The organism is Streptomyces sp. M41(2017) (assembly GCF_002078175.1).
Taxonomy (GTDB): domain Bacteria; phylum Actinomycetota; class Actinomycetes; order Streptomycetales; family Streptomycetaceae; genus Streptomyces.
Window position 1 is genome coordinate 68,768 of the sequence record NZ_MWFK01000005.1, and the last position, 17,816, is coordinate 86,583.

Genomic DNA, 17,816 nt, shown 5'->3' on the forward strand with positions numbered 1-17,816 from the left:
TGGGGTGCGCGGGCGTGGGGTGGGTGGTTGAGGCTGGAAGCCCTGTGCGGCTCTCAGGGGCGCTGGAACGGGTTCGGCGGACCCGGACGGCCCCGGACGGCTCAACGGCCGCCACAGGCCCGGCGTGGGGCGCGCACAGGGCAGGCGCGCCAGGTAGCCGAGATCCGGTCCCCCTCACGCCGCCACCGCCAACCGGGCTGCCGGCGCCGCGACAGCGGCAACAAGGACGGCGGCCAGCGGCGGCGGGACGGCGTTGCCGACGGTCATGTGGCGTTGCCCCGCGTTGCCGTGGAACCGCAGGCCGGGCCGGAACCCCTGCAGGGCCGCGCACTCTTCGACGGTGGGCCGCAGATGGTGCACGCCCTCCCGCTCCCGCCAGGCCGGGGTGCCGATGTGGCGTTTCATCGCCTGCCGGGTGCCGTTGCCGAACGGTTCGGCGCCGCCCGTGTACGTGCCGCCGCCGGTCACCGACGGGGCGGGCCGCCGGGTGTAGCCCCAGCCGATGACGTCGGCCATGGCCGTCAACGTCGGCTGGCCGAGTCCGCCGTGGGTGGGTGCGGGGATGACGGCGTCGCGGCTGCGGGAGGCGATGAGGACGGCCCGCTTGCGGTGCTGGCCCAGCCCGTAGCCGGCGGCGTCGACGACGGCCGCATCGGTGCTGTAGCCCCAGCCGTCCAGGATGCCGGCGTACTGCTGCCAGACGGGGAGCACGGACGGGACTTGCTCCATGCAGATCCAGTCGGGCATCAGGTCGTACATCCACCGCATCGGCTCCGCCGTCAGGATCGACCGCCCGTCGAGACAGGCCGCGCCGATCGCAGCCCGGGTGTCTTTGCCGCGGGACAGGTCTTCGATCGCCTGGTGCACGCGGGGCAGATCTTGCAGGCCGAGCTTCTTCCCGGACTTGTTGAAGCCGGGGCAGGGCGGGGAAGCGATGTGCCCGCTGGTGCGGCCCTTGAACGGCCACGTCGGGTACTGGGTGACGTCGCAGCGCACCGTCCGGTGCCCGGCATCCATGCGGGTGCGGCATGCGGCGGCGTCCAGTTCGAAGCCGATGTCGGTGAGGCCGAGCGCCGGGAGGGCTTCGGACCAGCCGATGCCGGCGAACGTGTGCGGGATCACGCGGCCACCGTCCGGTGCTGCTCGGGCAGGTCGGCGTCGCAGTAGAAGCCGATGCTCAGGTGCATGCCGTGGTCTTCGACGACCCTCCACACCGCGGTCGCGGTGCAGGCGGGCCGGCCATCCTGCTGGCGCTGGTGGTTGGTGGTGCAGTCGGCGAAGTCGCTGTAGTCGGGCAGCAGCCAGCCGCGGGTGTTGTGGCGGATACGGGCGGTCGGCTTGCGGCGGCGGGTCATGCGGCTTCTCCCTGCTGGCGGCGGCGCTCGGCGGCGCGGTGGACTTCGGAGTAGGCCGACAGGAGTCGGCTGGTGGCCCAGCGGTGCCCGCAGTTAGGGCACTGGTAGCCGTGGACGATCGCGTCGCCGCGGCGCTTCTCGGCTGCCGGGGCTATACCGCGACGGCAGCCGTTGGGGCAGGAGTCGGTCATGTCTGCGCCATGTCGACGAAGCGGCTGTAGTGGCCCTGGAAGGCGGTGGTGATCGTCGCGGTGGGGCCGCCGCGGTTCTTGGCGACGATGAAGTCGGCCTCACCGGCGCGCGGGCTTTCGCGGTCGTAGGCGTCCTCGCGGTGGAGGAGGATCACCATGTTGGCGTCCTGCTCGATCGCTCCGGACTCGCGCAGGTCGGACAACAGCGGCTTCTTGTCGGTGCGCTGTTCGGCGCCGCGGTTGAGCTGCGACATGGCGATCACGGGGACGTGGAGTTCGGCGGCGAGCTTCTTCAGGCTGCGGCTGATCTTCGCGACTTCCTGCTGCCGGTTCTCGCTGCGCCCGCTCATCTCGCCCTCCATGAGCTGGAGGTAGTCGATGACGACGAGGCGCAGGTCCCGCTTGCGTTTGATGCGGCGACAGTGGGAGCGGATCTTCGTCAGGGTGAGGCCGGCGTCGTCGACGATGTCGAGCGGCGCCTGGTTGATCATCGGCCAGGCCTTCGCGAGGCGCGTCCAGTCGTCGTCGGTCATGCCGTTCTGGCTCTGCAGGTGGTGCAGGGCGACGCGGGCCTGAGCGGACGCGATCTTCATCTTCAGTTCGGTGCGGGACATCTCCAGGCTGAAGAACACGGCCGGGAGGCCTTCGACGATCGTCGCGTGGCGGACGATGTCCGTGCCCAGGGTGGACTTCCCGATGGCGGGCCGGGCTGCGATGACGATGAGCTGGCCGGGCTGAAGTCCGTTGGTGAGGGTGTCGAAGTCCGTGAACCCGGTCTTCACGCCGCGGGCCGGCCCGTTCTTCTGGAGGTGCTCCAGATGCTCCAGGAAGTCTTCGCCGTCGGAGCCGATGAGGGTGTCCTCGTCGCCGCTGGCGGTGTCGTCGACGATGCCGTCGACTTCGGCGCGCAGATCGTCGAGGAGTTCCCCGGTCTCGGCGGTGCCGTCGGCGATGACGTGCAGGGTGCGGGTGCACGCCGATTGCAGGTTCCGCAGGACGGCCTTCTCGCGGACGATCCCGGCGTAGTACTCGCCGTGTGCGGCGCTGGGCGCTTGCTGGACGAGGTGGTGCAGGTACGGGACGCCGCCGATACGGGTCAGGTCGCCGGTCTTGGCGAGGTCGTCGGCGAGGACGATCGGGTCGACGGGTTCGTCGAGGAGGTAGCGGGAGACGATCGCGGCGAAGACGGTCTGGTGGGCGGGCCGGAAGAAGTCGGCCGGGTTCTTGATGATCTCGGTGACGTCGGCGATCGCGTCGCGGGACAACAGCATCGAGGAGAGGGTGGCCAGTTCGGCAGGCAGGTCGTGCGGGGCGAGGGTCTCGCGCTGCTCGGGCTCGAAGTCGTCGTGGGTCACTGGGTGCCGCCCTTCCTGCGGTCGTCTCCGGTGAAGCGGGCCACGGTGGCGCCGTCGCCGATGCGGGATGCGGCGCGGTCTCCGAGGACGTTGCGGAGTTCGGCGGTGGTCAGGTTCGTGGCGATGACCGTCGGCCGCCGGTTCTGCCAGCGGCTGTCGATGAGCTCGCTGATGGCGTCGGCGGTCCAGTCGTTGACGGCGCGGGCGCCGAGGTCGTCGATGGCGTACAGGTCGGCCTCGCGCCATCTGGTGAGGGCTTCGTGGTCGACGGGCCGGTCGGTGGCGACCTTGACGTCGTAGGTGGTGGCGATGCGGAACAGGCCGCGCCAGCCGCGGCGGATGAGGGTCTCGTTGAGCTTCCACAGGTGCCACGTCTTCGTGGTGCCGATCTCGCCGGTGAGGATGAGCGAGCCGTGGCGGCCGTCGAGGTAGCCGTCCATCCAGGCGTGGACGTCGCGGCGGAGGGTGCCGGGCTCGTCGAAGGCGGCGGGCCGGCGGTCGAGGAAGGTCTTGAGGCGGTTGGCGACGGCTTCGGCTTGGGCTTCGGCCCGCCAGGCGTCGTGGTCGGTGGTGGTCATGATGCGAACAGGTCCTCGACTTTCGAGTTCGTGTAGTCGTCGGCGGTGTGTGTGTCGGCGCGGGACCCGGTTCCGGCGACAGAGCGCAGCTGGGGGCGGGTGGCGCGCTCGGAGGCGTACTTGGCGGAGCGGCGGATCCACTTCTGCCATTCGGCGGGCCAGTTGGGGCGGCGGACGCATTGGGCACGGAAGTGGTCGACGAACTGTGCGGTCTCGTAGTCGATGTCGAGTCCGGGGCCGAAGGTGTCGAGGGCCCAGCGGCGCATCGAGTCGGTGAGTGCGAAGCCGTCGATGTCGATGGGGGCGTCGCCGTCAGGCGACGAGGGGGTCGGCTCGCTACTACCTGAGGTCTTCTCCCCCACCTCAACCACCACGGGGTTTGGGGCAGGGGCAGGGGTAGGGGCAGGGGCAGGGGCAGGGGAATGCGCGTGTGGCGCGCGCCCGCGCCCGCGCGTAGAGCCTTTCGGACCCCCTTCGGCAGGGGGCTGCGAAGGGGTATCGGAGGGGGTTCCCGAAGGGGCTTTGGAGGGGGTTGCCGAACCCCTTCGGGACGGGTCCGGGTCGGGGGTGCCGAACGCCTTGCGGAGGGTGCTGATGTGGATGACGACTTGCTGGCGAATGGACGGGCCGTCCTGCCCCTTGTACTTGGTCGGCTCGTCGTTGAGTTCGTCCAGCGGAATGCGGTCCATCTCGGCGAGCAGGGCGGCCTGGAGGCGGGGTGAGGAGATTTCGAGGGCGCCGGAGACCATGGCGCCCATGACCTTCGGCATGCGCCAGACGCCGTCGTTGCGGACGAAGGAGCGGATGAGCAGTTCTTCGGTGTCGTCATCCATGACGACGAAGTGGGTCTCTTCCAGGCGCTGGAGCAGCTTCTCCAGTTCGGCAGAAGTGAGCCCGCGGGCCTTGCGGGACCAGCGCCGCAGCGTCAGGTCGAGCAGGCCGGCGTGGTTGAGGTTCGGCTGCGAGATGAGGAACAGGTAGAGGCGCTGCTCCTTCTCGTCGAGCGCGAGAAAGTCGGGGTCCTCCCAGATGCTGGTGAGAATCCGACCGTGTCCACGGGCCATGAGTAGGTGTCCTTCATAGAGTGCTGGTTTGGGGGCTTTCGGGCGCTCGGAACCAAGCCCTTACGGCGGCCTTGTTTGTCGTCCTCGTGCCGCCGTGGCACAGCAGCAGCTTACCTCGGGGTGTGTAGGCACATGCAATACGAGAGCAATACATGTTGCGCGACTTCCGCCACCGCCGGGGTGTGTTGCTCCTGCACAGTCAGCTACGCTGTCGACATGACGACGAGAGGGACGCCCGGCCGGATGATCCGCATCGACGACGAGATGTGGGAGCTCTACGGCCAGCTCTGCGCGGAGGAAGGCACCACGCGCACCGACGAACTGCGTCGTCACATCCACTCTCGGGTCCGCGCCTACTGCAAGGCGAAGGGACTCGAGCCGCCCAAGCCGAGGCTCATCGTGCGCCGCAAGAAGCCGGCCGCAGACTCCGACTGACATCGGCCCCTCCCCTCTCTCCTCCGGCCCCGCTTCGGCGGGGCTTCGTCATGTCCGGGCTAGGCGGCTTGGCTGCCGAAGATCGCGGCGTATTGGTCGCGCATGGGCTGGTCTTCGACGTGCCGCGGGTGGACGCATCGCGCGACGCCGCAGCCCGGCTTGACGGATCCGACGGGTTCGCGCTGCCAGCCGAGGGTGAAGGCGATCCGGTAGGCGGACTGCCGTGCCCCTTCGTGGCCGACCCGAAGTGCGGTGGTGGTGTACGGCCAGAGCAGGTGCCCGTCGGTTGTGGGTGCTGCTCGCCGCCAGAACAGGTCTTCGTGCGTGGAGCGGCTCGGGCCGGGCTTGTGTGGCGGGAGTGCGAGCAGGGCGCGGATCTCGCCGACGGTCTCGGTGCGGACGTGGACCTGTCGGGCTATCGCACGGTCGCTGTAGCCGGCGCGCAGGAGTTCTTCGATGGCTGCTCGGGTGCTCATGCCGCGGCCTCCAACTGCTGCCGCTTGGCCGCCCATCGCTGCTGCTGAAGGTGGTTGGCGCAGAGTCCGCGTCCGGCGGCAGCCGACTTGCAGCCGCCCCGGGCGCACAGCTGGTCGGCGGGGAGCATGCCGGCTTCGGCTTCCCAGTCCTTGATGCGCCGCTCGTAGACGTTGAGGCGGACGGAGACGGCGTGCCGTTCGACGTCGTGGCGGCGCAGCCAGAGTGCGGCTTCGCGAAGTTCGTCGGGGTTGAGCGGCGGGAGGGGGTGGCCGCCGTTGAGGACGCGTTCGACGGCGTACCAGTCGATCCGGTAGGTGCTGAACTCGGTCTCCTTGACGGGCGGCACGAACCGGGCGTCCCGGCCGCGGGCGATCTCGGCGATGAAGGGTCGTTCTCGCATCTCAGGCACGGGGGTCCTCCGTCTCGTGGTTGTCGGGGTCGTTGGCGTACCGCTCAAGGAGCTGGAGGCTGTGCACGGTCTGGCCGCGCCGTTCGACCCGCCGTTCGTGCCGGTCGAGGAGGATGCCGATCAGCAGCCAGGCGCAGAGGATGGCGAGCGTGCCGACGGCGATCACGGCCCAAATCCCGTAGACGGCGACGAGGTTGATGAACCAGTCGGCGGCGGGGTGCAGGCTGCTTCCGGCGTTCCGGTAGGCGTCGACCTGTTCGGGGCTCATGTCCGCCTCCTGTTGCGGCGGTCGATGATCGCGGCGGTGACGGCGACGATCGACAGGAGCAGGCCCGCGGCGCCGAAGATGAGGGAAAGCATCAGGCGGCCTCCGCCCGGTCGGCGGCGGTGCGGCGCCGGTAGACGGCTATCGAGTGACCCTTGGTGGCGGGCGCCGTGGACGGCACGTAGGTGCGGGTGTGGATCAGGTAGTTGTGGCCCATCCCCCGCAACACGCCCGGCAGGACACCACCGGCGACCTCAGGCAGCTGGTCGCGGAGGTCGTTGGCGGAGACGGTGTCGTGGTCGCGCATCCAGATGAGGACGGCCTGCGCGACAACTTGGCGGTCCCAGTCGGAGGCCTGCCGCACGAGCTGGGCGAGCGTCTTGTCGCGGACGTCAGCAGCGACCTGCTCGGCGAGAGTGACCCGGCGGCTCATGACGTGCGTCCCTTGTGCTTCGTGGCGGCGACGTCCGACCAGGCCTTCATCTCGGCGAGCAACTGGGAGCGGGTCGCCGGGATGGCGGTGGCCGCCGCGAGGGCGAGCGTGGCGTGGATCTGGGCCGCGGCCAGGCAGTCTTGCCGCTTCTGCTGCGGCGAGGCCTTCGCGAGCTCAATCAGTCGTTCAGACTCGGAGTAGTGCTCGGGTCCTGTCACGGCGTGGTCTCCTTGAGTGGTGGCGACCGGCCGCATTACGGGTGCGGCCGGCCGCCGAATCGGGTGGGTTACTGCTTGGGCGCGGGCTCGGGCTGCTGCTGCGTTTCGGGCTCGGTGTTCAGCCAGTGCAGGAGCGGGCCGGCGACGTCGCGTGCTCCCTGCGGGCGCGGGATGACCTTGCGGGTCAGCTCCGGGCAACGGGACTTGAGGACTTCGAGGGTGTTGTCGATGTCCATCGCGACGGCGACGTCGAACTCGTACTCGATGCCCTTGCGCTGCTCCGGCCGGGTGCCGACCTGCTTCGGCTTGCCGTTCTCCAGCACCCACTCCGTGTAGGAGCGCATCGAGGCGACGACGTGGCCGGGGTAGGCGAGGATCGCGGCGACCATGTCGTTCTGCATGGGGGTGCCGTCTTTCCACCCGGCGAACTTGTTGCCGCCGTACTTCGCCTTCGCCTTCTCAACCTGGTCGAGGGTGCCGTCGGTGCCCTTCCAAAAGTGGGAGAGAGAGTCGACGAACACCGTCGGGTAGCCAGACTGGGCGGCGGCGTCGAGGGCGCGGGCGAGGTCGCGGGGGTCGTAGCGCTCCATGGCGAGGGTGTCGAACTGGATGCCGCCGACACCGGCGTAGAGGCTGGCGGCGCCCCTCTCGGTGTCGATGACGGCGAACCGGCGGCCCGCGGACAGGCCGTGGCAAATGCTGAGGCCGGTCCACGTCTTGCCGGAGCCGGACAGTCCCTGGATAGACAGGCGGGCCTTGCGGCCGGCCTTGCTGGCGGGGGCGAACGAGAACTGCGGGGAGTCGTCGGCCGCGGGGCGGGGCGCGGAGCGGACGGGCTGGCCGAGCTGGGACATTCGGTGTCTCCTAGGCGTACTGGCGCTCGACCCACGAGGGCAGCGCAGTCATCGGGTTGGGCAGATAGCCGGGCCATTCGCCGGACTGGCTGCAGATGGCGTAGGCGTTGAGGGCGACCTGGTTGAGGTGCCGGCCGATCTCGCGGGCCATCGGGTCGCAGGTCGTGACGACCACCAGGTACGGCGGCTCCTTCTCCTGCAGCACGAACTGGAAGGGCTTCTCGGGGTCGGCGACATCGAGGGCGACGCCGGCGTCGAGGTACCACTCCTGCTGCTGCATGTAGCCGTGCTCGTTGAACGCCTTCTCCAGGTCTTCGCGGCGGCAGGAGCGGGCGGTCTTGTAGTCGACGATCTGGCCGTCGTGGCGCAGCCAGTCGAAGCGGGCCCGGCGCCAGACGCCGCCGTCTTCCCAGAAGGCGGACTGTTCGGCGGTGCCGCTGCCGGGTTCGAGGAGGGCCGCCGCTTCGGGGTCGGCGCGCAGGGCGGCGGCCATGGCGTTGACCTGGTCGAGTTCGTGGCGCTTGAGCGGGATGTTCCCGGCTTCACGTATCGCGGCGACCTCGTCCTTGATCGCGTTGGTGTTCCACTTGTCGGCGTCGACGAGGACGAGTTCGGGGCCGTCGTCGAGGACGAGCTTGTGGGCTGCGGTGCCGAGTTCGAGGGCCTTCTTCGGCGGCTCCCGGTTGTCCAGCCAGTACTTGAACTTGGCCGGGCATTCGGCGACGAGCTTGCGGGCCCCGCTGGACGAGAGGCTGCCGCCCGGAATGGGGTCGCTGTGGTACAGCTCGGCGTCGATGTCGTACAGGCCCGGCTCGACAGCCGGGGCCTCGACCTCCACCGCGGCGGTCATGCGACTGCCTCGGCGCAGTTCTCGCAGCGGCCGTCGAAGGTGAACGGGCCGGTGCTGTCACCGCACTTGCAGCCGAGCGGCGCCTGCCCGGTCGCGATGCGGCGCAGCTTGGTCAGGCCCTCCTCGTCGTAGCGGGCGAGGTGGAGGGCGGCCGAGAGCGCCGGGTAGGCGTCGCGGAGGACGGCCCGGTTGCGGACGTCGGCGGATTCGATCGCCGCCATGAGGTGGACGGTGAACGTGCCGGGCTGGGCGCCGCCTGTGCGGTCGTAGCGCCACAGCACGTGACGTGCGGTCTCCGGCGGGATGGTGGTGCTTTCGGTGCTCATGTGACTCGCTTTCGGGTGCAGTGGTTGGGGGCCAGCTCCCCGGGCCGGGGGGGGGTGCTCCGGGGAGCTGGCCCTGGGTGGCGCGGAGCTGGGGGAAACTCGACGCGCCGGACTGTGGAGTTGTGGATCAGAGGCGGATCGGCATGACGATGTGGCGGTAGCTGCTGGCTTCGGGGTCAGCAGCGGTGATCACGATCGGTTTGGTCGGGCCGAACAGGCCGATCCGCACGTCGGGGGTGTCGGTGACCGCGAGGGCCTCCTGCAGCCAGTGCGGCTTGCAGGCGATCTGGATGGCCGGCCCGTCGAGGTGCTGCCCGTCGAGGTGGTTCATGGCGGTGGCGCCGGTGTCGTCGCCGGCCGCGCGCACGGTGATGTCGTCGGAGCCGAAGCCGAGGAGAATCTTCGGCTTGCCGTCTCCTGCGACGAGCACGGTCCGGCGGATCGTGTCGACGAGGTCGGCGACCGGGACGATGGCTTCGGTGGTGAAGCCCCCGGTCGGGAACTTTCCGAAGGGGATCCGCTTGCCGGGATCGATGAGACCGATCGTCGAGTAGCGGACCTGGTCGCCGATCCCGAACGTCTTGCCCTTGAAGGACAGGCCGATCTCACCGTCGAGGCCCTTGACCGCGGCCTCCAGCGAGCTACCCACCACTAGCGCTTCGAGCTGGCCCTGGTCGCCTGCCGGCGTCCACGGGATGGTGCGGGCCGCCATGCGGTACCGGTCGGTGGCCCACACCAGCAGCCGGTCGCCGTCGGCTACGAACTGGATGGCGGAGCGCCACAGTTCGTTGCCGATGGTCTTCGCGTCGCTGTCGGTGGCCTTCGCAACCTGCCGCACAGCGGATGCGAGTTCACGGGAGTCGACGGTTCCGTCGACGCTGCGACGCTCCGACAGCCGCGGGAAGTCGTGGGCCGCAAGGATGCTCAGCCGGAAGACGTCGCGACCGGCGGCCAGCTCCAGCTGCTGGTCGGCGTCCGTCAGCTCGATGAGCTCCGAGTTGTAGGCGCCGACCACCTGGGCTGCCATCCGCCCGGGGACGACGATCCGGCCCGGTTCCATGACGTCGGCAGGCAGAGTCGCCCGCGCGTCGCCGCTGTAGCTGGTCCCGGAGATCGACACCTGGTCCTCCGCGGCCTCGATGAGGAGGCCGGCGAAGACCGGGTTGGTGGGCTTGGCGTCGAGCTGGCTGGCCGTCCAGGCGAGGAGGTCAGCGAACTGGCGCCGCGCGAGGCGGACCTTCACGCTGCTTCCGCCTCTCCGATGTTCTCGTCGTCGACCTCGGCCTCATCGGTGCGCGCCTCGGGCTGGGCGTAGCCCTTGGTCTGCAGCGCGGACAGCGGGAACAGGGTGGGGTGACTGATCTCGATGGTGTTGGACTCGTTCATGGGGGTCTCCAAGTAGTGGTGCCGGCGGGCGGATGCGGGATCGACGCCCACCGGCGGGTAGGTGGGGGTCAGGCGGCCTCGGCGAACGTGCTCGCCTGGTTCTCGATCAGGGCGGCCGGGACGTCGAAGCCGCGCAGGGTCAGCAGCTTTCGGGCGATGCGTCGCACATCCGGGCTGGTGGGCGTCTCGCGCCACTGGGGACGGCTGCCGGCCGGGGAGAGGAGCGCCCACACGTACATGTAGGCCTCGAACTGGTTCTGCCAGATGCGGCCCACCTGGTAGCGGTCCTCGACCTGGCCGAGGTTCAGGCGGGACAGCGTCTTGACGTCACAGTCCTCACAAAGCCTCTCGAAGTGATAGTTGCCGGGTTCGTCGAAGGCAGGGCAGGTGATCTGCTCGCCGGTGTTCAACATTCGGGGCTCCCTCTGGGATGCTTGATCTCGGATCCCCGGGCGTCTCTAGCGCTCGGGGCTTCTTTGTTCGCCGGCCGCCCAACCTCTTGCGGCCGGGCGGCCGGGAGTTCAGGTGGTGGCGTGGGGGGCCGTCACCAGGCCCCTTCGGGTAGGTCATAGGCCGGGTTCGGTACGTAGTCCGGGTGGTCCTCGCCGACTTCCTCGTTGCTCAAGGGATTGCTCGACCGCTCCGGCTCGGCGGCCTGACCCCGGGTGGTGATGCGGGCAGTGAGTCGGGCTTCGTGGTGCTGCCGGTTGCAGCGGTTGCAGGCGTGCCGTCCGCGGCCGAGGCGGGTCCAGCCGGCTTCGATCCCGGCGTCGACGGCTTCGGCGCCAGTCGCGTACACGGCGGTGCTGTTGCCGTCCTCCAGGGAGTCGAGGCAGTCGTCGACGTCGCAGTCGAGGACGACCCCGTCGGGGACGCTGCGCGTGCTCACGCGACCGCCTCCAACTCCGGCTCCAGAACAGGCCGCGGCGTTTCCACCGTCTCCTCGCTGTCGAACTTCAACTGCTTCTCCAGCTCGGCGATCTGCGCGTCGCGCGCCTGCAACTGGGCGGCCTGCCGGTTGATGAGCTGCTCGGACTGCTGCAGTCGCCCCTCGGCGATCTCGGCGCGCGCCCGCAGTACCCGAGTCCTGGCACCGAGGTCCCGGAACCGCTCGTGGCACCAGCTGATGTATTCGCGGTCCGCGGCCCGGTTGCGGCGCAGCTCCGCGTTGCCCGCGCCGGCCCGTCGGCTGCCGACCCCTCCGAGGAGCTTCACGCCGCCACCTCCGGCCGGAGGCTGGCCGCGGTGTCGCGGAGCAGCTTGGCCGCTTCCCGCTTGCCGTGCCCCTTCGCGTCGTTCCAGGTGACGACCGCCGCTTCCGGGATGCGGGCGAGGATGGCCTGCTCGGCGGACCAGACGCGAAGGTCACGGCCCGCGTACCGGGGTGTGCCGTGGGCGGCGATGTTGAGGGCGCCGATGATGTCGACACGGCAGTTGGTGAGCTTGGTGCCGCCCGCGGCCTGCCGGTGGTCGTACAGGTCCCGCTTGCAGTGCCCGTTCTCGTCGATGACGTCCGCGGCTTTGCCGAGGAGTTCGGCGATCTCGGTGTCGGTCGGCGGGGTGAGAGTCTCGGTGGTCACTGGCCCTCCTGGCGGGCGCGGATGCGGTGGGAGATGCGCTCCCCGGCGAGGAGCAGGAACGGGAAGCCGGCGCAGAGGACGATGGCGATGTAGATCACGGCCGCCTCCGGATGTGCTCCGGCTTCAGGCCGAGCTGGTCGAGGAGTTCGAGGTAGCTGGCCGCGATCAGCGGGTCCCGGGCGAGCTCCCGGCCGACGAGCCTGGGCATCAGGTCGTCGCGCGGGTCGGGGTGTTCGCGGCCGATCTGGTCGGCGACTCGGACCGCGGCCCGCCGGTGTACCGCCTCGTCGACGAGACCGACGGTGAGCGCGTCCTGGGAGAGTTCGCTGTTCACGCCGCCACCGCCTTCGCGGCAGTGCGCAGCGCGTGCAACACCTGCATCTGCGTGCGGCCAGCGGCCCGTTCCCACCCGGTGACCGATCGGCCGCCGAGGTGGTCGACGAGGGCGTTCCAGGCTTCGATCGTGGCCTGCTCGGCGTCGATCGAGCTGCGGCCCGGGATGAAGCCGGCGGCCCGGTCGATGGCGTCGGTGATCGGGTTGCGGTGCGGGTCCCAGCCCTCCGCCTCCAGCAGGTCCGCGGCGCCTTCGACGATGCGGCCGACACGGGTGCGGGTCACGGTCAGCGTCACCATCTAGGCCACCTGCCAGAGGCTGCGGTTGCGGTTGACAGCGGCGGCCTCGGCGAAGACGACGGCGAGCTTGTCGAGGGTGTCCTGATCGGCGCCCGCCAGGTTCAGGACGGCGGCCGAGCCGAGCCCGACAGTGAGGCCGCCGTTCGTCGTGTCCAGGCCGACCGCGTCGACGTCGTCGCCGACGAACACGATCGCCTGCGATACACGGGTCTCGCTCATCACGCCTCCAGGGCGGTCAGGTTGGGGTAGCCGGCCTCGGCCGCGTCGTGCTGCTGGAAGACCAGCTCGCCTGCCGCGATGGCCTGGCTGGTGTCGGAGTGGAGGCCGCAGTGCTGGACCAGGCCGGTCAGCGGCACGTGCAGCATCGGGTGCGACGGAGACGTCATCTCCGGCCCAGCCACCCGGTCGTATGGCTGGCCGTCCCATTCCCAGGCGGTGCCGTCCACGTCCAGGTAGGGGTGCGTCAGAACCCACAGGCGGCGGTCTGCTGTGCGGAAGATCCGCGGCGTGACCATGTCGGCTGTCAGGGGGATGCCGGTTCCGGCGATCCGGGACGCGAGGTCGCGGTTGAAGGCGGTCATGACGCCGCCTGCCGTCCGGCGTGCGCCTCGTGCTTGCGGCTGGCCCAGGGCTTTCCGCTCGCGCTCGTCCGGACCGTCCACTCGATCGGGCCGTGACACTTCCGCAGCGGCCGGTGATACCAGGAGCGGGACATGGCCAGTTCGCCGCAGCCGGGGCAGGCGATCTTCGGGCCGATCGGCGAGCCCGTCATGCCGGTGCGCTCATCCAAGTACGGCCGGCGGACCGACACATCGCCGTCGACAGCCTGGTAGCGGTTGAAGTCCGGCAGGTCGGAGCCGTCGCCGCACATCTCCAGCGCCTCATCCTCGGACTCGGCAGAAACCGGGATCAGGTACACGCTGGTGACCTCGAAGGCGAGGTAGAACTCGCGCTCGTTATGACCCCAGCCACCGGGCAGCAGCTTGAGCACTCGATCGCTCAGTTCGCCGGACGGGACGGGGCGAGGCCACCGGGTACCGAAGTGCTCGTGGTCCCCGGCGTGGCCGAGTTCCTTCGTGCAGCCGGCGAACTCGTTGCCCTCGTGGGGCTCGTCGCACTTCACGCCGTCACCTCGGATCCCTCGGCGGCCTGGTCGGCGCGCACCTCCAGGGCTTCGGTCGCGTCGTCCAAGGCGGCCAGGTAGCCGTCCCGGTACGCTTTCGACTGCTCGCCGTCCTCGTCCGGCGCGGGTACGTCCATCGCCGCAACCGCCTTCGAAGCCTCAGAGAAGACGCTGGAGCGGAAGGCGCGCGGCTGGGCGAACGGGTCGTCTGCCTGCGGCATCACCTGGTGGTAGAGCCACTGGGCACCCAGAGCGTCGGCGCCTGGGTCGTCCGCGTCGAAGATGAACGACGACAGCGACTGGCCGGTCGCCACGAGGGCGTTCTCCAACTCGGCGATCCGGGCGTGCGCCTCGACGACCATCCCCCGCAGGTGCTTCACGTCGCGGGTGAGCTGGTCGACGTTCAGGCCAGGTGCGGGCGCGGGGTTCCAGGTGTGCTGGACGCCGTCGACCTTGGCCCGGTGCATCCAGCCGTGTCCGAACTGCTCGGTGCAGCGCACGTCCGGTCGGCCGGAGCGGAGCAGACCGCAGAAGCCGCCTGGCGGGGGGAGTTGCAGGTCGTGCCACTCGCCGTGGTGCAGTTCCTCCGTGCGGTAGCTGCCCATCGAGCGCTGGAAGCGGAGGCGGTTGCTGGTCTCCGGGTGCCAAGCCTCGTGCCAGTTCTCGCGGTGGCCGACCGGAAGGACGCACTGCACGGGCAGTGACCAGTGGACGGAGATGCAGCGGGACTCGTCCGACCGGTTCGGGCGGACCGCGTTCTGACCGTCAGTCCCGTGCGCGGCGCGGGCGGCGATGTCGGGGTAGGCGGTCATCGGGCACCGCCAGCAAGCATCCGGAGAGCGTCACGGACGTCGATCGGCAGCAGGGCCTCGTCTACCGGAAGGGACTCGACCGTGAACGTGCCGAGGACCGAGAAGCCGCTGGCGATGCAGCCACGCGACAGCGCCGAGTTCACCTCGACGTAGAAGGAGCGGTCACCGAGAACGGTCTTGGCGTGAGAGCGGATCGCCTCCGACAGTTCGTCCACCGTCGAAGCAGTGACCGTCACCGGCGCCAAAGGCGTGCCGCCGATGCTGTGGATCCGATCGAAAGCGATGCGGTACCGCACCATCGAGGTCTGCGAGTATGTGGACAAGGTCCACTCCTGTTCTGTCAGGGACGTGTGGGTGGATCGGTGCGACCCTCGGGTCGCGGGGCCCCGGCTGCCGGAGTGCGATCCGGCGAAGGGGCCATCCGCCTGTCAGGCGGCAGCGCGGGCCGGCTTCGCGAACGGCTGGACGGTGAACTGCTCGGTGATGGCCCGGATGTTGAGGCCGGAGAACCACACCTTGTTGCCGTTGTTCACGTGGGGGATTTCGCGGGCGAAGGCCATCAGGCGGAGCTTGCGGGCGACGAAAGGCAGCCACAGGGCGGCCTCTTCCGGCGTGTAGTGGAAGAGCTCGCCTTCGGGTGTGCTCGGCGCGGGGATGTTCTCGCGGATGGTGGGGGCGCTCCTCTTGCGGGGCGCGGTCTTCGTGGCCTCGGGGGCGGTCACGGGGTCTCCTTGTGGGTGATGTCGTCGGGGGTGACACCCAGCGCTGCCGCGACCTTCTTGATGTTGTCGTCGCCGAGTCCGGCGAGTCCGTGCTCGACTCGCGAGAGATGCGACCGGTGGATCCCCGTCTTTGCGGAGAGCGTGCGCAGGCTCATATTGAGAGCCCTCCTTCTGTAGCGGATAGCGCTGGAGTGCGGTCTCACGCCTCAAAAGCTAGCCAACAGGAGTGCTTCGGGCAAGCCCTGCGAGTGCATTGCGGGCACTTTTTTAGAGCCTCGACAGGGGCGCACGCCCCCTACCTACCGGTAAGCACGGTGCGCCCCATGCAACCCAAACGCTCTATTTGCGTGCTCAACCGCAGGTCAAAAGGCTGAATCCCGGCTAGGTGGTTGCATGGAGGTAGTGCATGATGTGGAGACATGGAGTCAGAGCGAGACTGGGAACGACTGGGTCAAGCCTTCGCTGAAGCGCGCAAGGCGGCCGACCTCACCCAGATCGAGGTCGCCGAGCGGCTGTCCGTGACGCGCACGCCCATCCAAGCCATCGAGCGCGGCCGGCAGCCCAACGGCCGGCCCTTCAACAAAGTCACCAGCACGATGCGGGCGTATGCCCGCCTCGTCGGCTGGACCGAGGATTCCCCCAACCGCATCCTCGCGGGTCACGAACCCGATACCGCCCCCACGATTGAAGAGCAGGCCGCAGAGCGGCAGTCGACACTGCCGCCGGCGATCGACCTGGAGCTGCGTTCGGGAAAGACTCTCGACAGCACAGTGGTGCACCTCGGGTCCGAGGATGAGGACTCGCGCATCATCGTCGTCCTCAAGGGCTCGGACGACATCAGCGACGAGGAGCTCGACAAGCTCTGGAAGCAGTGGCGTCAGACCCGGCGACACCTTCAGGGCCTCCCTTCCGGCACGGACGCCCCACAAGAGCCGTAGGCATTTTCGGCCCCAGACGGTCGACTGTGACTCAAAAGTGTGCTTCGATCGACGGACCGTCACCGAGGGGGGGCACTGCTCGGATCGGGGAAGTGCGTATGTGGGTCATGCACGTTGAGCGTGTTGAGGGTGACTACATAGAGCCGGAGATCATCGATCTCGAAGACGGCACCGGATGCCTGTTCAGGGTCCACGAGTCAGACATCAGCGAGGACGGTCCCAAGCGCCTGTCACAGCTGTTGACGGACCAGGCGCAGCGGTGGGCACCGCGACCGCCTGGCTCCGCGCCGGGGCCCGTGGTGAAGGTGCAGTGGCTGTGCCTTCCCGGGCTGCCGGACCGGTTCGCTATCGGTGTGGAGGACAAGGCCGATTCGATCGACTACACGGTGGACTCGTCCCTGTTGAGCCAGCGTGCCGCCGACTATCTCGGCCGTCTCGACACGGAGCGCTCCCCGTACTGGCAGCGTGTACCAGAGGGGTATCACGACGGCGACGCCGTCTGATCCTGGGCGAAGGGAACGGCCGTGGCGCACGCCGAGAAGGTCTTCAAGGTCAAGAACGGGAAGAAGACCACCAAGTACACGTGGCGGTGCCGCTACAAGAGGCCAGACGGCAGCTTCGGCAGCGAGCCCGGCTTCCCGACGAGGAAACTCGCCGAGGACTGGGGTGATCGTCAGGAAGCGGCGATCAAGGAAGGCCGCTGGATTGACCCTGAACTGTCGCGTAAGAAGTTCGGTGTTTTCGTACACGAGTGGATGGCGGCTCAGAAGCCGCGCGGTCGGACGACGATGAACCGCTGGGCGCGGCTCGAAGGCCACATCCTGCCGCGATGGAAGGACGCCCCACTCGTCTCGATCAACTGGTTCGACGTGGAGGCCTGGGCGCGCACCCTCACATGCGCGCGCAGCACCACGAAGGACTGCGTGCAGCTGATGAGCCGCATCATGAACGGCGCTGTCGACGCCCGGCACCTCATCGTCAACCCGATGGCGGGACGGCGTCTCACCGGGCTGCCGGCCGATCCGGCGAAGAAGAAGGCGGACGAGGACCAGGTGGCCACGCCGGAGGCGGTCCTCGAACTGTCGCGGCGCCTCGGCCCCGTGTACGGACTGCATATCGTCACAGACGCGTTCACCGGGCTGCGCTACGAAGAGCTCGTCGGCCTGCACCGGGACAACACGCTGCTGGAGCGGCGTCAGAAGTACGACGGCGGGGTCTTCACCTGTCCGATCATTCGGGTCGATGGAGATACGGGCGTGCTCGCCGAGTACGACGTCCGTGACGAGGAGGGGAAGCGGAAGGCGTTCCGCGGGCTGGAGCCTCCGAAGAACGACAAGTCCGGTCGGGACGTGGACGTCCCCCCGTTCCTGGCGGTGCTGCTGGAGAAGCATCTCGCGGAGTGGCCGCACGAGTTCGTGTTCACGACGCTGTCCGGCAAGTGGTGGTGGCGCAGCCACTGGCACACGATCCTGCGGCCGGCGGCGGACGGCAGGGAAGCCCGGCCCAAGGCCCGCGGTAACGCGGTGAAAGAGGGGTGGGAGCCGATCATGCCAGGGCTGACGATGCGGGATCTCCGGCATACGCATGACACCTGGCAGGAGCAGATCGGCGTGCGCCCTGTGTTGGGGTACGAGCAGATGGGGCACAAGTACCCTGGGATCAAGGGCACGTACCGGCATCCGACTCCGCCGATGAGGCAGGACCGGCTCGATGGCTTGCAGGCGCTTTACGAGCGGGCGATGAGCAATCTGGGGTGGACGAGCATCTGGGAGAGTTGATCTCCCAAGGATCCCCTAAACGATCAGTTGTAGA

At 69.1% G+C, this 17,816-nt stretch carries 33 protein-coding genes; 4 read left to right on the plus strand and 29 right to left on the minus strand.

Annotated features, from left to right (window positions below):
• Positions 1-174: 174 nt before the first annotated feature.
• Genes B0675_RS40170 through B0675_RS42520 form a run of 6 tightly spaced genes read right to left on the minus strand, consistent with a single transcriptional unit; the run spans position 175 to position 4,543 of the window.
• Positions 175-1,122: a DNA cytosine methyltransferase gene (locus tag B0675_RS40170; RefSeq protein WP_081224771.1), complete on the minus strand. Its 948-nt coding sequence runs from the start codon at positions 1,120-1,122 to the stop codon at positions 175-177.
• Positions 1,119-1,355 carry a hypothetical protein gene (locus tag B0675_RS40175; RefSeq protein WP_081224772.1) on the minus strand — a complete coding sequence of 79 codons (237 nt, stop codon included), beginning with the start codon at positions 1,353-1,355 and terminating at the stop codon, positions 1,119-1,121. The genes B0675_RS40170 and B0675_RS40175 overlap by 4 nt, the downstream gene beginning before the upstream one ends.
• Positions 1,352-1,546 (minus strand): hypothetical protein, encoded by a 195-nt coding sequence (locus B0675_RS41200; protein WP_143661185.1) that lies wholly within the window; start codon positions 1,544-1,546, stop codon positions 1,352-1,354. The genes B0675_RS40175 and B0675_RS41200 overlap by 4 nt, the downstream gene beginning before the upstream one ends.
• Complete coding sequence (gene dnaB, locus B0675_RS40180) at positions 1,543-2,901, minus strand: replicative DNA helicase (protein ID WP_241540213.1); 1,359 nt, start codon at positions 2,899-2,901, stop codon at positions 1,543-1,545. Before dnaB ends, B0675_RS41200 begins: the two co-directional genes overlap by 4 nt.
• Positions 2,898-3,479, minus strand: coding sequence for an ATP-binding protein (locus B0675_RS42405; protein WP_241540214.1), 582 nt, complete (start codon positions 3,477-3,479; stop codon positions 2,898-2,900). Before B0675_RS42405 ends, dnaB begins: the two co-directional genes overlap by 4 nt.
• On the minus strand, positions 3,476-4,543 hold the full coding sequence (locus tag B0675_RS42520; protein ID WP_081224774.1) for a hypothetical protein: 1,068 nt from the start codon (positions 4,541-4,543) through the stop codon (positions 3,476-3,478). Before B0675_RS42520 ends, B0675_RS42405 begins: the two co-directional genes overlap by 4 nt.
• Positions 4,544-4,759: 216 nt before the next feature.
• Between B0675_RS42520 and B0675_RS40190 the strand changes: the two genes are divergently transcribed.
• Positions 4,760-4,978, plus strand: a complete 219-nt coding sequence (locus B0675_RS40190; protein WP_143661187.1) for a hypothetical protein — start codon at positions 4,760-4,762, stop codon at positions 4,976-4,978.
• A 59-nt stretch (positions 4,979-5,037) separates the two neighbouring features.
• Here the strand turns inward: B0675_RS40190 and B0675_RS40195 are convergent, their stop codons facing one another.
• The 23 genes from B0675_RS40195 to B0675_RS40300 all read right to left on the minus strand — a co-directional run bounded on the left by B0675_RS40195 (position 5,038) and on the right by B0675_RS40300 (position 15,269).
• Positions 5,038-5,454, minus strand: a complete 417-nt coding sequence (locus B0675_RS40195) for a hypothetical protein (RefSeq protein WP_081224776.1) — start codon at positions 5,452-5,454, stop codon at positions 5,038-5,040.
• Positions 5,451-5,864 carry a hypothetical protein gene (locus B0675_RS40200; RefSeq protein ID WP_143661188.1) on the minus strand — a complete coding sequence of 138 codons (414 nt, stop codon included), beginning with the start codon at positions 5,862-5,864 and terminating at the stop codon, positions 5,451-5,453. The genes B0675_RS40195 and B0675_RS40200 overlap by 4 nt, the downstream gene beginning before the upstream one ends.
• Complete coding sequence (locus tag B0675_RS40205; RefSeq protein WP_081224778.1) at positions 5,857-6,132, minus strand: hypothetical protein; 276 nt, start codon at positions 6,130-6,132, stop codon at positions 5,857-5,859. Before B0675_RS40205 ends, B0675_RS40200 begins: the two co-directional genes overlap by 8 nt.
• A gap of 91 nt (positions 6,133-6,223) precedes the next feature.
• Positions 6,224-6,562, minus strand: a complete 339-nt coding sequence (locus tag B0675_RS40210) for a hypothetical protein (RefSeq protein ID WP_081224779.1) — start codon at positions 6,560-6,562, stop codon at positions 6,224-6,226.
• Positions 6,559-6,780, minus strand: coding sequence for a hypothetical protein (locus B0675_RS40215; RefSeq protein ID WP_081224780.1), 222 nt, complete (start codon positions 6,778-6,780; stop codon positions 6,559-6,561). Before B0675_RS40215 ends, B0675_RS40210 begins: the two co-directional genes overlap by 4 nt.
• A 68-nt stretch (positions 6,781-6,848) precedes the next feature.
• Complete coding sequence (locus tag B0675_RS40220; RefSeq protein ID WP_081224781.1) at positions 6,849-7,634, minus strand: AAA family ATPase; 786 nt, start codon at positions 7,632-7,634, stop codon at positions 6,849-6,851.
• Positions 7,635-7,644: 10 nt separating this feature from the next.
• Complete coding sequence (locus B0675_RS40225) at positions 7,645-8,484, minus strand: PD-(D/E)XK nuclease-like domain-containing protein (RefSeq protein ID WP_081224782.1); 840 nt, start codon at positions 8,482-8,484, stop codon at positions 7,645-7,647.
• Positions 8,481-8,810: a hypothetical protein gene (locus B0675_RS40230; RefSeq protein WP_081224783.1), complete on the minus strand. Its 330-nt coding sequence runs from the start codon at positions 8,808-8,810 to the stop codon at positions 8,481-8,483. Before B0675_RS40230 ends, B0675_RS40225 begins: the two co-directional genes overlap by 4 nt.
• A gap of 127 nt (positions 8,811-8,937) precedes the next feature.
• Positions 8,938-10,053 (minus strand): DNA polymerase III subunit beta, encoded by a 1,116-nt coding sequence (locus tag B0675_RS40235; RefSeq protein WP_081224784.1) that lies wholly within the window; start codon positions 10,051-10,053, stop codon positions 8,938-8,940.
• The gene (locus tag B0675_RS41730) at positions 10,050-10,196 is read right to left on the minus strand and encodes a hypothetical protein (RefSeq protein WP_179165583.1); all 147 of its coding nucleotides are present in this window, start codon (positions 10,194-10,196) and stop codon (positions 10,050-10,052) included. The genes B0675_RS40235 and B0675_RS41730 overlap by 4 nt, the downstream gene beginning before the upstream one ends.
• Positions 10,197-10,264: 68 nt before the next feature.
• The gene (locus tag B0675_RS40240) at positions 10,265-10,609 is read right to left on the minus strand and encodes a hypothetical protein (protein WP_081224785.1); all 345 of its coding nucleotides are present in this window, start codon (positions 10,607-10,609) and stop codon (positions 10,265-10,267) included.
• A 131-nt stretch (positions 10,610-10,740) separates the two neighbouring features.
• Complete coding sequence (locus B0675_RS40245) at positions 10,741-11,085, minus strand: hypothetical protein (RefSeq protein WP_081224786.1); 345 nt, start codon at positions 11,083-11,085, stop codon at positions 10,741-10,743.
• Positions 11,082-11,411, minus strand: a complete 330-nt coding sequence (locus tag B0675_RS40250; RefSeq protein ID WP_081224787.1) for a hypothetical protein — start codon at positions 11,409-11,411, stop codon at positions 11,082-11,084. The genes B0675_RS40245 and B0675_RS40250 overlap by 4 nt, the downstream gene beginning before the upstream one ends.
• Positions 11,408-11,776: a hypothetical protein gene (locus B0675_RS40255; RefSeq protein ID WP_081224788.1), complete on the minus strand. Its 369-nt coding sequence runs from the start codon at positions 11,774-11,776 to the stop codon at positions 11,408-11,410. The genes B0675_RS40250 and B0675_RS40255 overlap by 4 nt, the downstream gene beginning before the upstream one ends.
• 94 nt (positions 11,777-11,870) lie before the next feature.
• Positions 11,871-12,110: a hypothetical protein gene (locus B0675_RS40260; RefSeq protein ID WP_081224789.1), complete on the minus strand. Its 240-nt coding sequence runs from the start codon at positions 12,108-12,110 to the stop codon at positions 11,871-11,873.
• Entirely contained in the window at positions 12,107-12,409 is a 303-nt protein-coding gene (locus tag B0675_RS40265; protein ID WP_081224790.1) for a hypothetical protein, read from the minus strand. Before B0675_RS40265 ends, B0675_RS40260 begins: the two co-directional genes overlap by 4 nt.
• Positions 12,410-12,628: a hypothetical protein gene (locus B0675_RS40270; protein ID WP_081224791.1), complete on the minus strand. Its 219-nt coding sequence runs from the start codon at positions 12,626-12,628 to the stop codon at positions 12,410-12,412.
• Positions 12,628-12,990, minus strand: a complete 363-nt coding sequence (locus B0675_RS40275; protein ID WP_081224792.1) for a hypothetical protein — start codon at positions 12,988-12,990, stop codon at positions 12,628-12,630. The genes B0675_RS40270 and B0675_RS40275 overlap by 1 nt, the downstream gene beginning before the upstream one ends.
• Positions 12,987-13,532 (minus strand): hypothetical protein, encoded by a 546-nt coding sequence (locus B0675_RS40280; protein ID WP_081224793.1) that lies wholly within the window; start codon positions 13,530-13,532, stop codon positions 12,987-12,989. The genes B0675_RS40275 and B0675_RS40280 overlap by 4 nt, the downstream gene beginning before the upstream one ends.
• On the minus strand, positions 13,529-14,344 hold the full coding sequence (locus B0675_RS40285) for a hypothetical protein (protein WP_081224794.1): 816 nt from the start codon (positions 14,342-14,344) through the stop codon (positions 13,529-13,531). Before B0675_RS40285 ends, B0675_RS40280 begins: the two co-directional genes overlap by 4 nt.
• Positions 14,341-14,667: a hypothetical protein gene (locus B0675_RS40290; RefSeq protein WP_143661189.1), complete on the minus strand. Its 327-nt coding sequence runs from the start codon at positions 14,665-14,667 to the stop codon at positions 14,341-14,343. The genes B0675_RS40285 and B0675_RS40290 overlap by 4 nt, the downstream gene beginning before the upstream one ends.
• Positions 14,668-14,772: 105 nt before the next feature.
• Positions 14,773-15,066, minus strand: a complete 294-nt coding sequence (locus tag B0675_RS40295; RefSeq protein WP_081224796.1) for a hypothetical protein — start codon at positions 15,064-15,066, stop codon at positions 14,773-14,775.
• Positions 15,063-15,269 (minus strand): helix-turn-helix transcriptional regulator, encoded by a 207-nt coding sequence (locus B0675_RS40300; RefSeq protein ID WP_277625271.1) that lies wholly within the window; start codon positions 15,267-15,269, stop codon positions 15,063-15,065. The genes B0675_RS40295 and B0675_RS40300 overlap by 4 nt, the downstream gene beginning before the upstream one ends.
• 216 nt (positions 15,270-15,485) lie before the next feature.
• Here B0675_RS40300 and B0675_RS40305 point away from each other — a divergent pair, with 216 nt between their 5' ends.
• The 3 genes from B0675_RS40305 (at position 15,486) to B0675_RS40315 (ending at position 17,782) form a co-directional block, all read left to right on the plus strand.
• Positions 15,486-16,004, plus strand: coding sequence for a helix-turn-helix transcriptional regulator (locus B0675_RS40305; protein ID WP_081224798.1), 519 nt, complete (start codon positions 15,486-15,488; stop codon positions 16,002-16,004).
• 98 nt (positions 16,005-16,102) lie between these two features.
• Positions 16,103-16,507 carry a hypothetical protein gene (locus B0675_RS40310; protein WP_081224799.1) on the plus strand — a complete coding sequence of 135 codons (405 nt, stop codon included), beginning with the start codon at positions 16,103-16,105 and terminating at the stop codon, positions 16,505-16,507.
• A 21-nt stretch (positions 16,508-16,528) separates the two neighbouring features.
• Positions 16,529-17,782, plus strand: coding sequence for a hypothetical protein (locus tag B0675_RS40315; protein WP_081224800.1), 1,254 nt, complete (start codon positions 16,529-16,531; stop codon positions 17,780-17,782).
• Positions 17,783-17,816 lie beyond the last annotated feature (34 nt).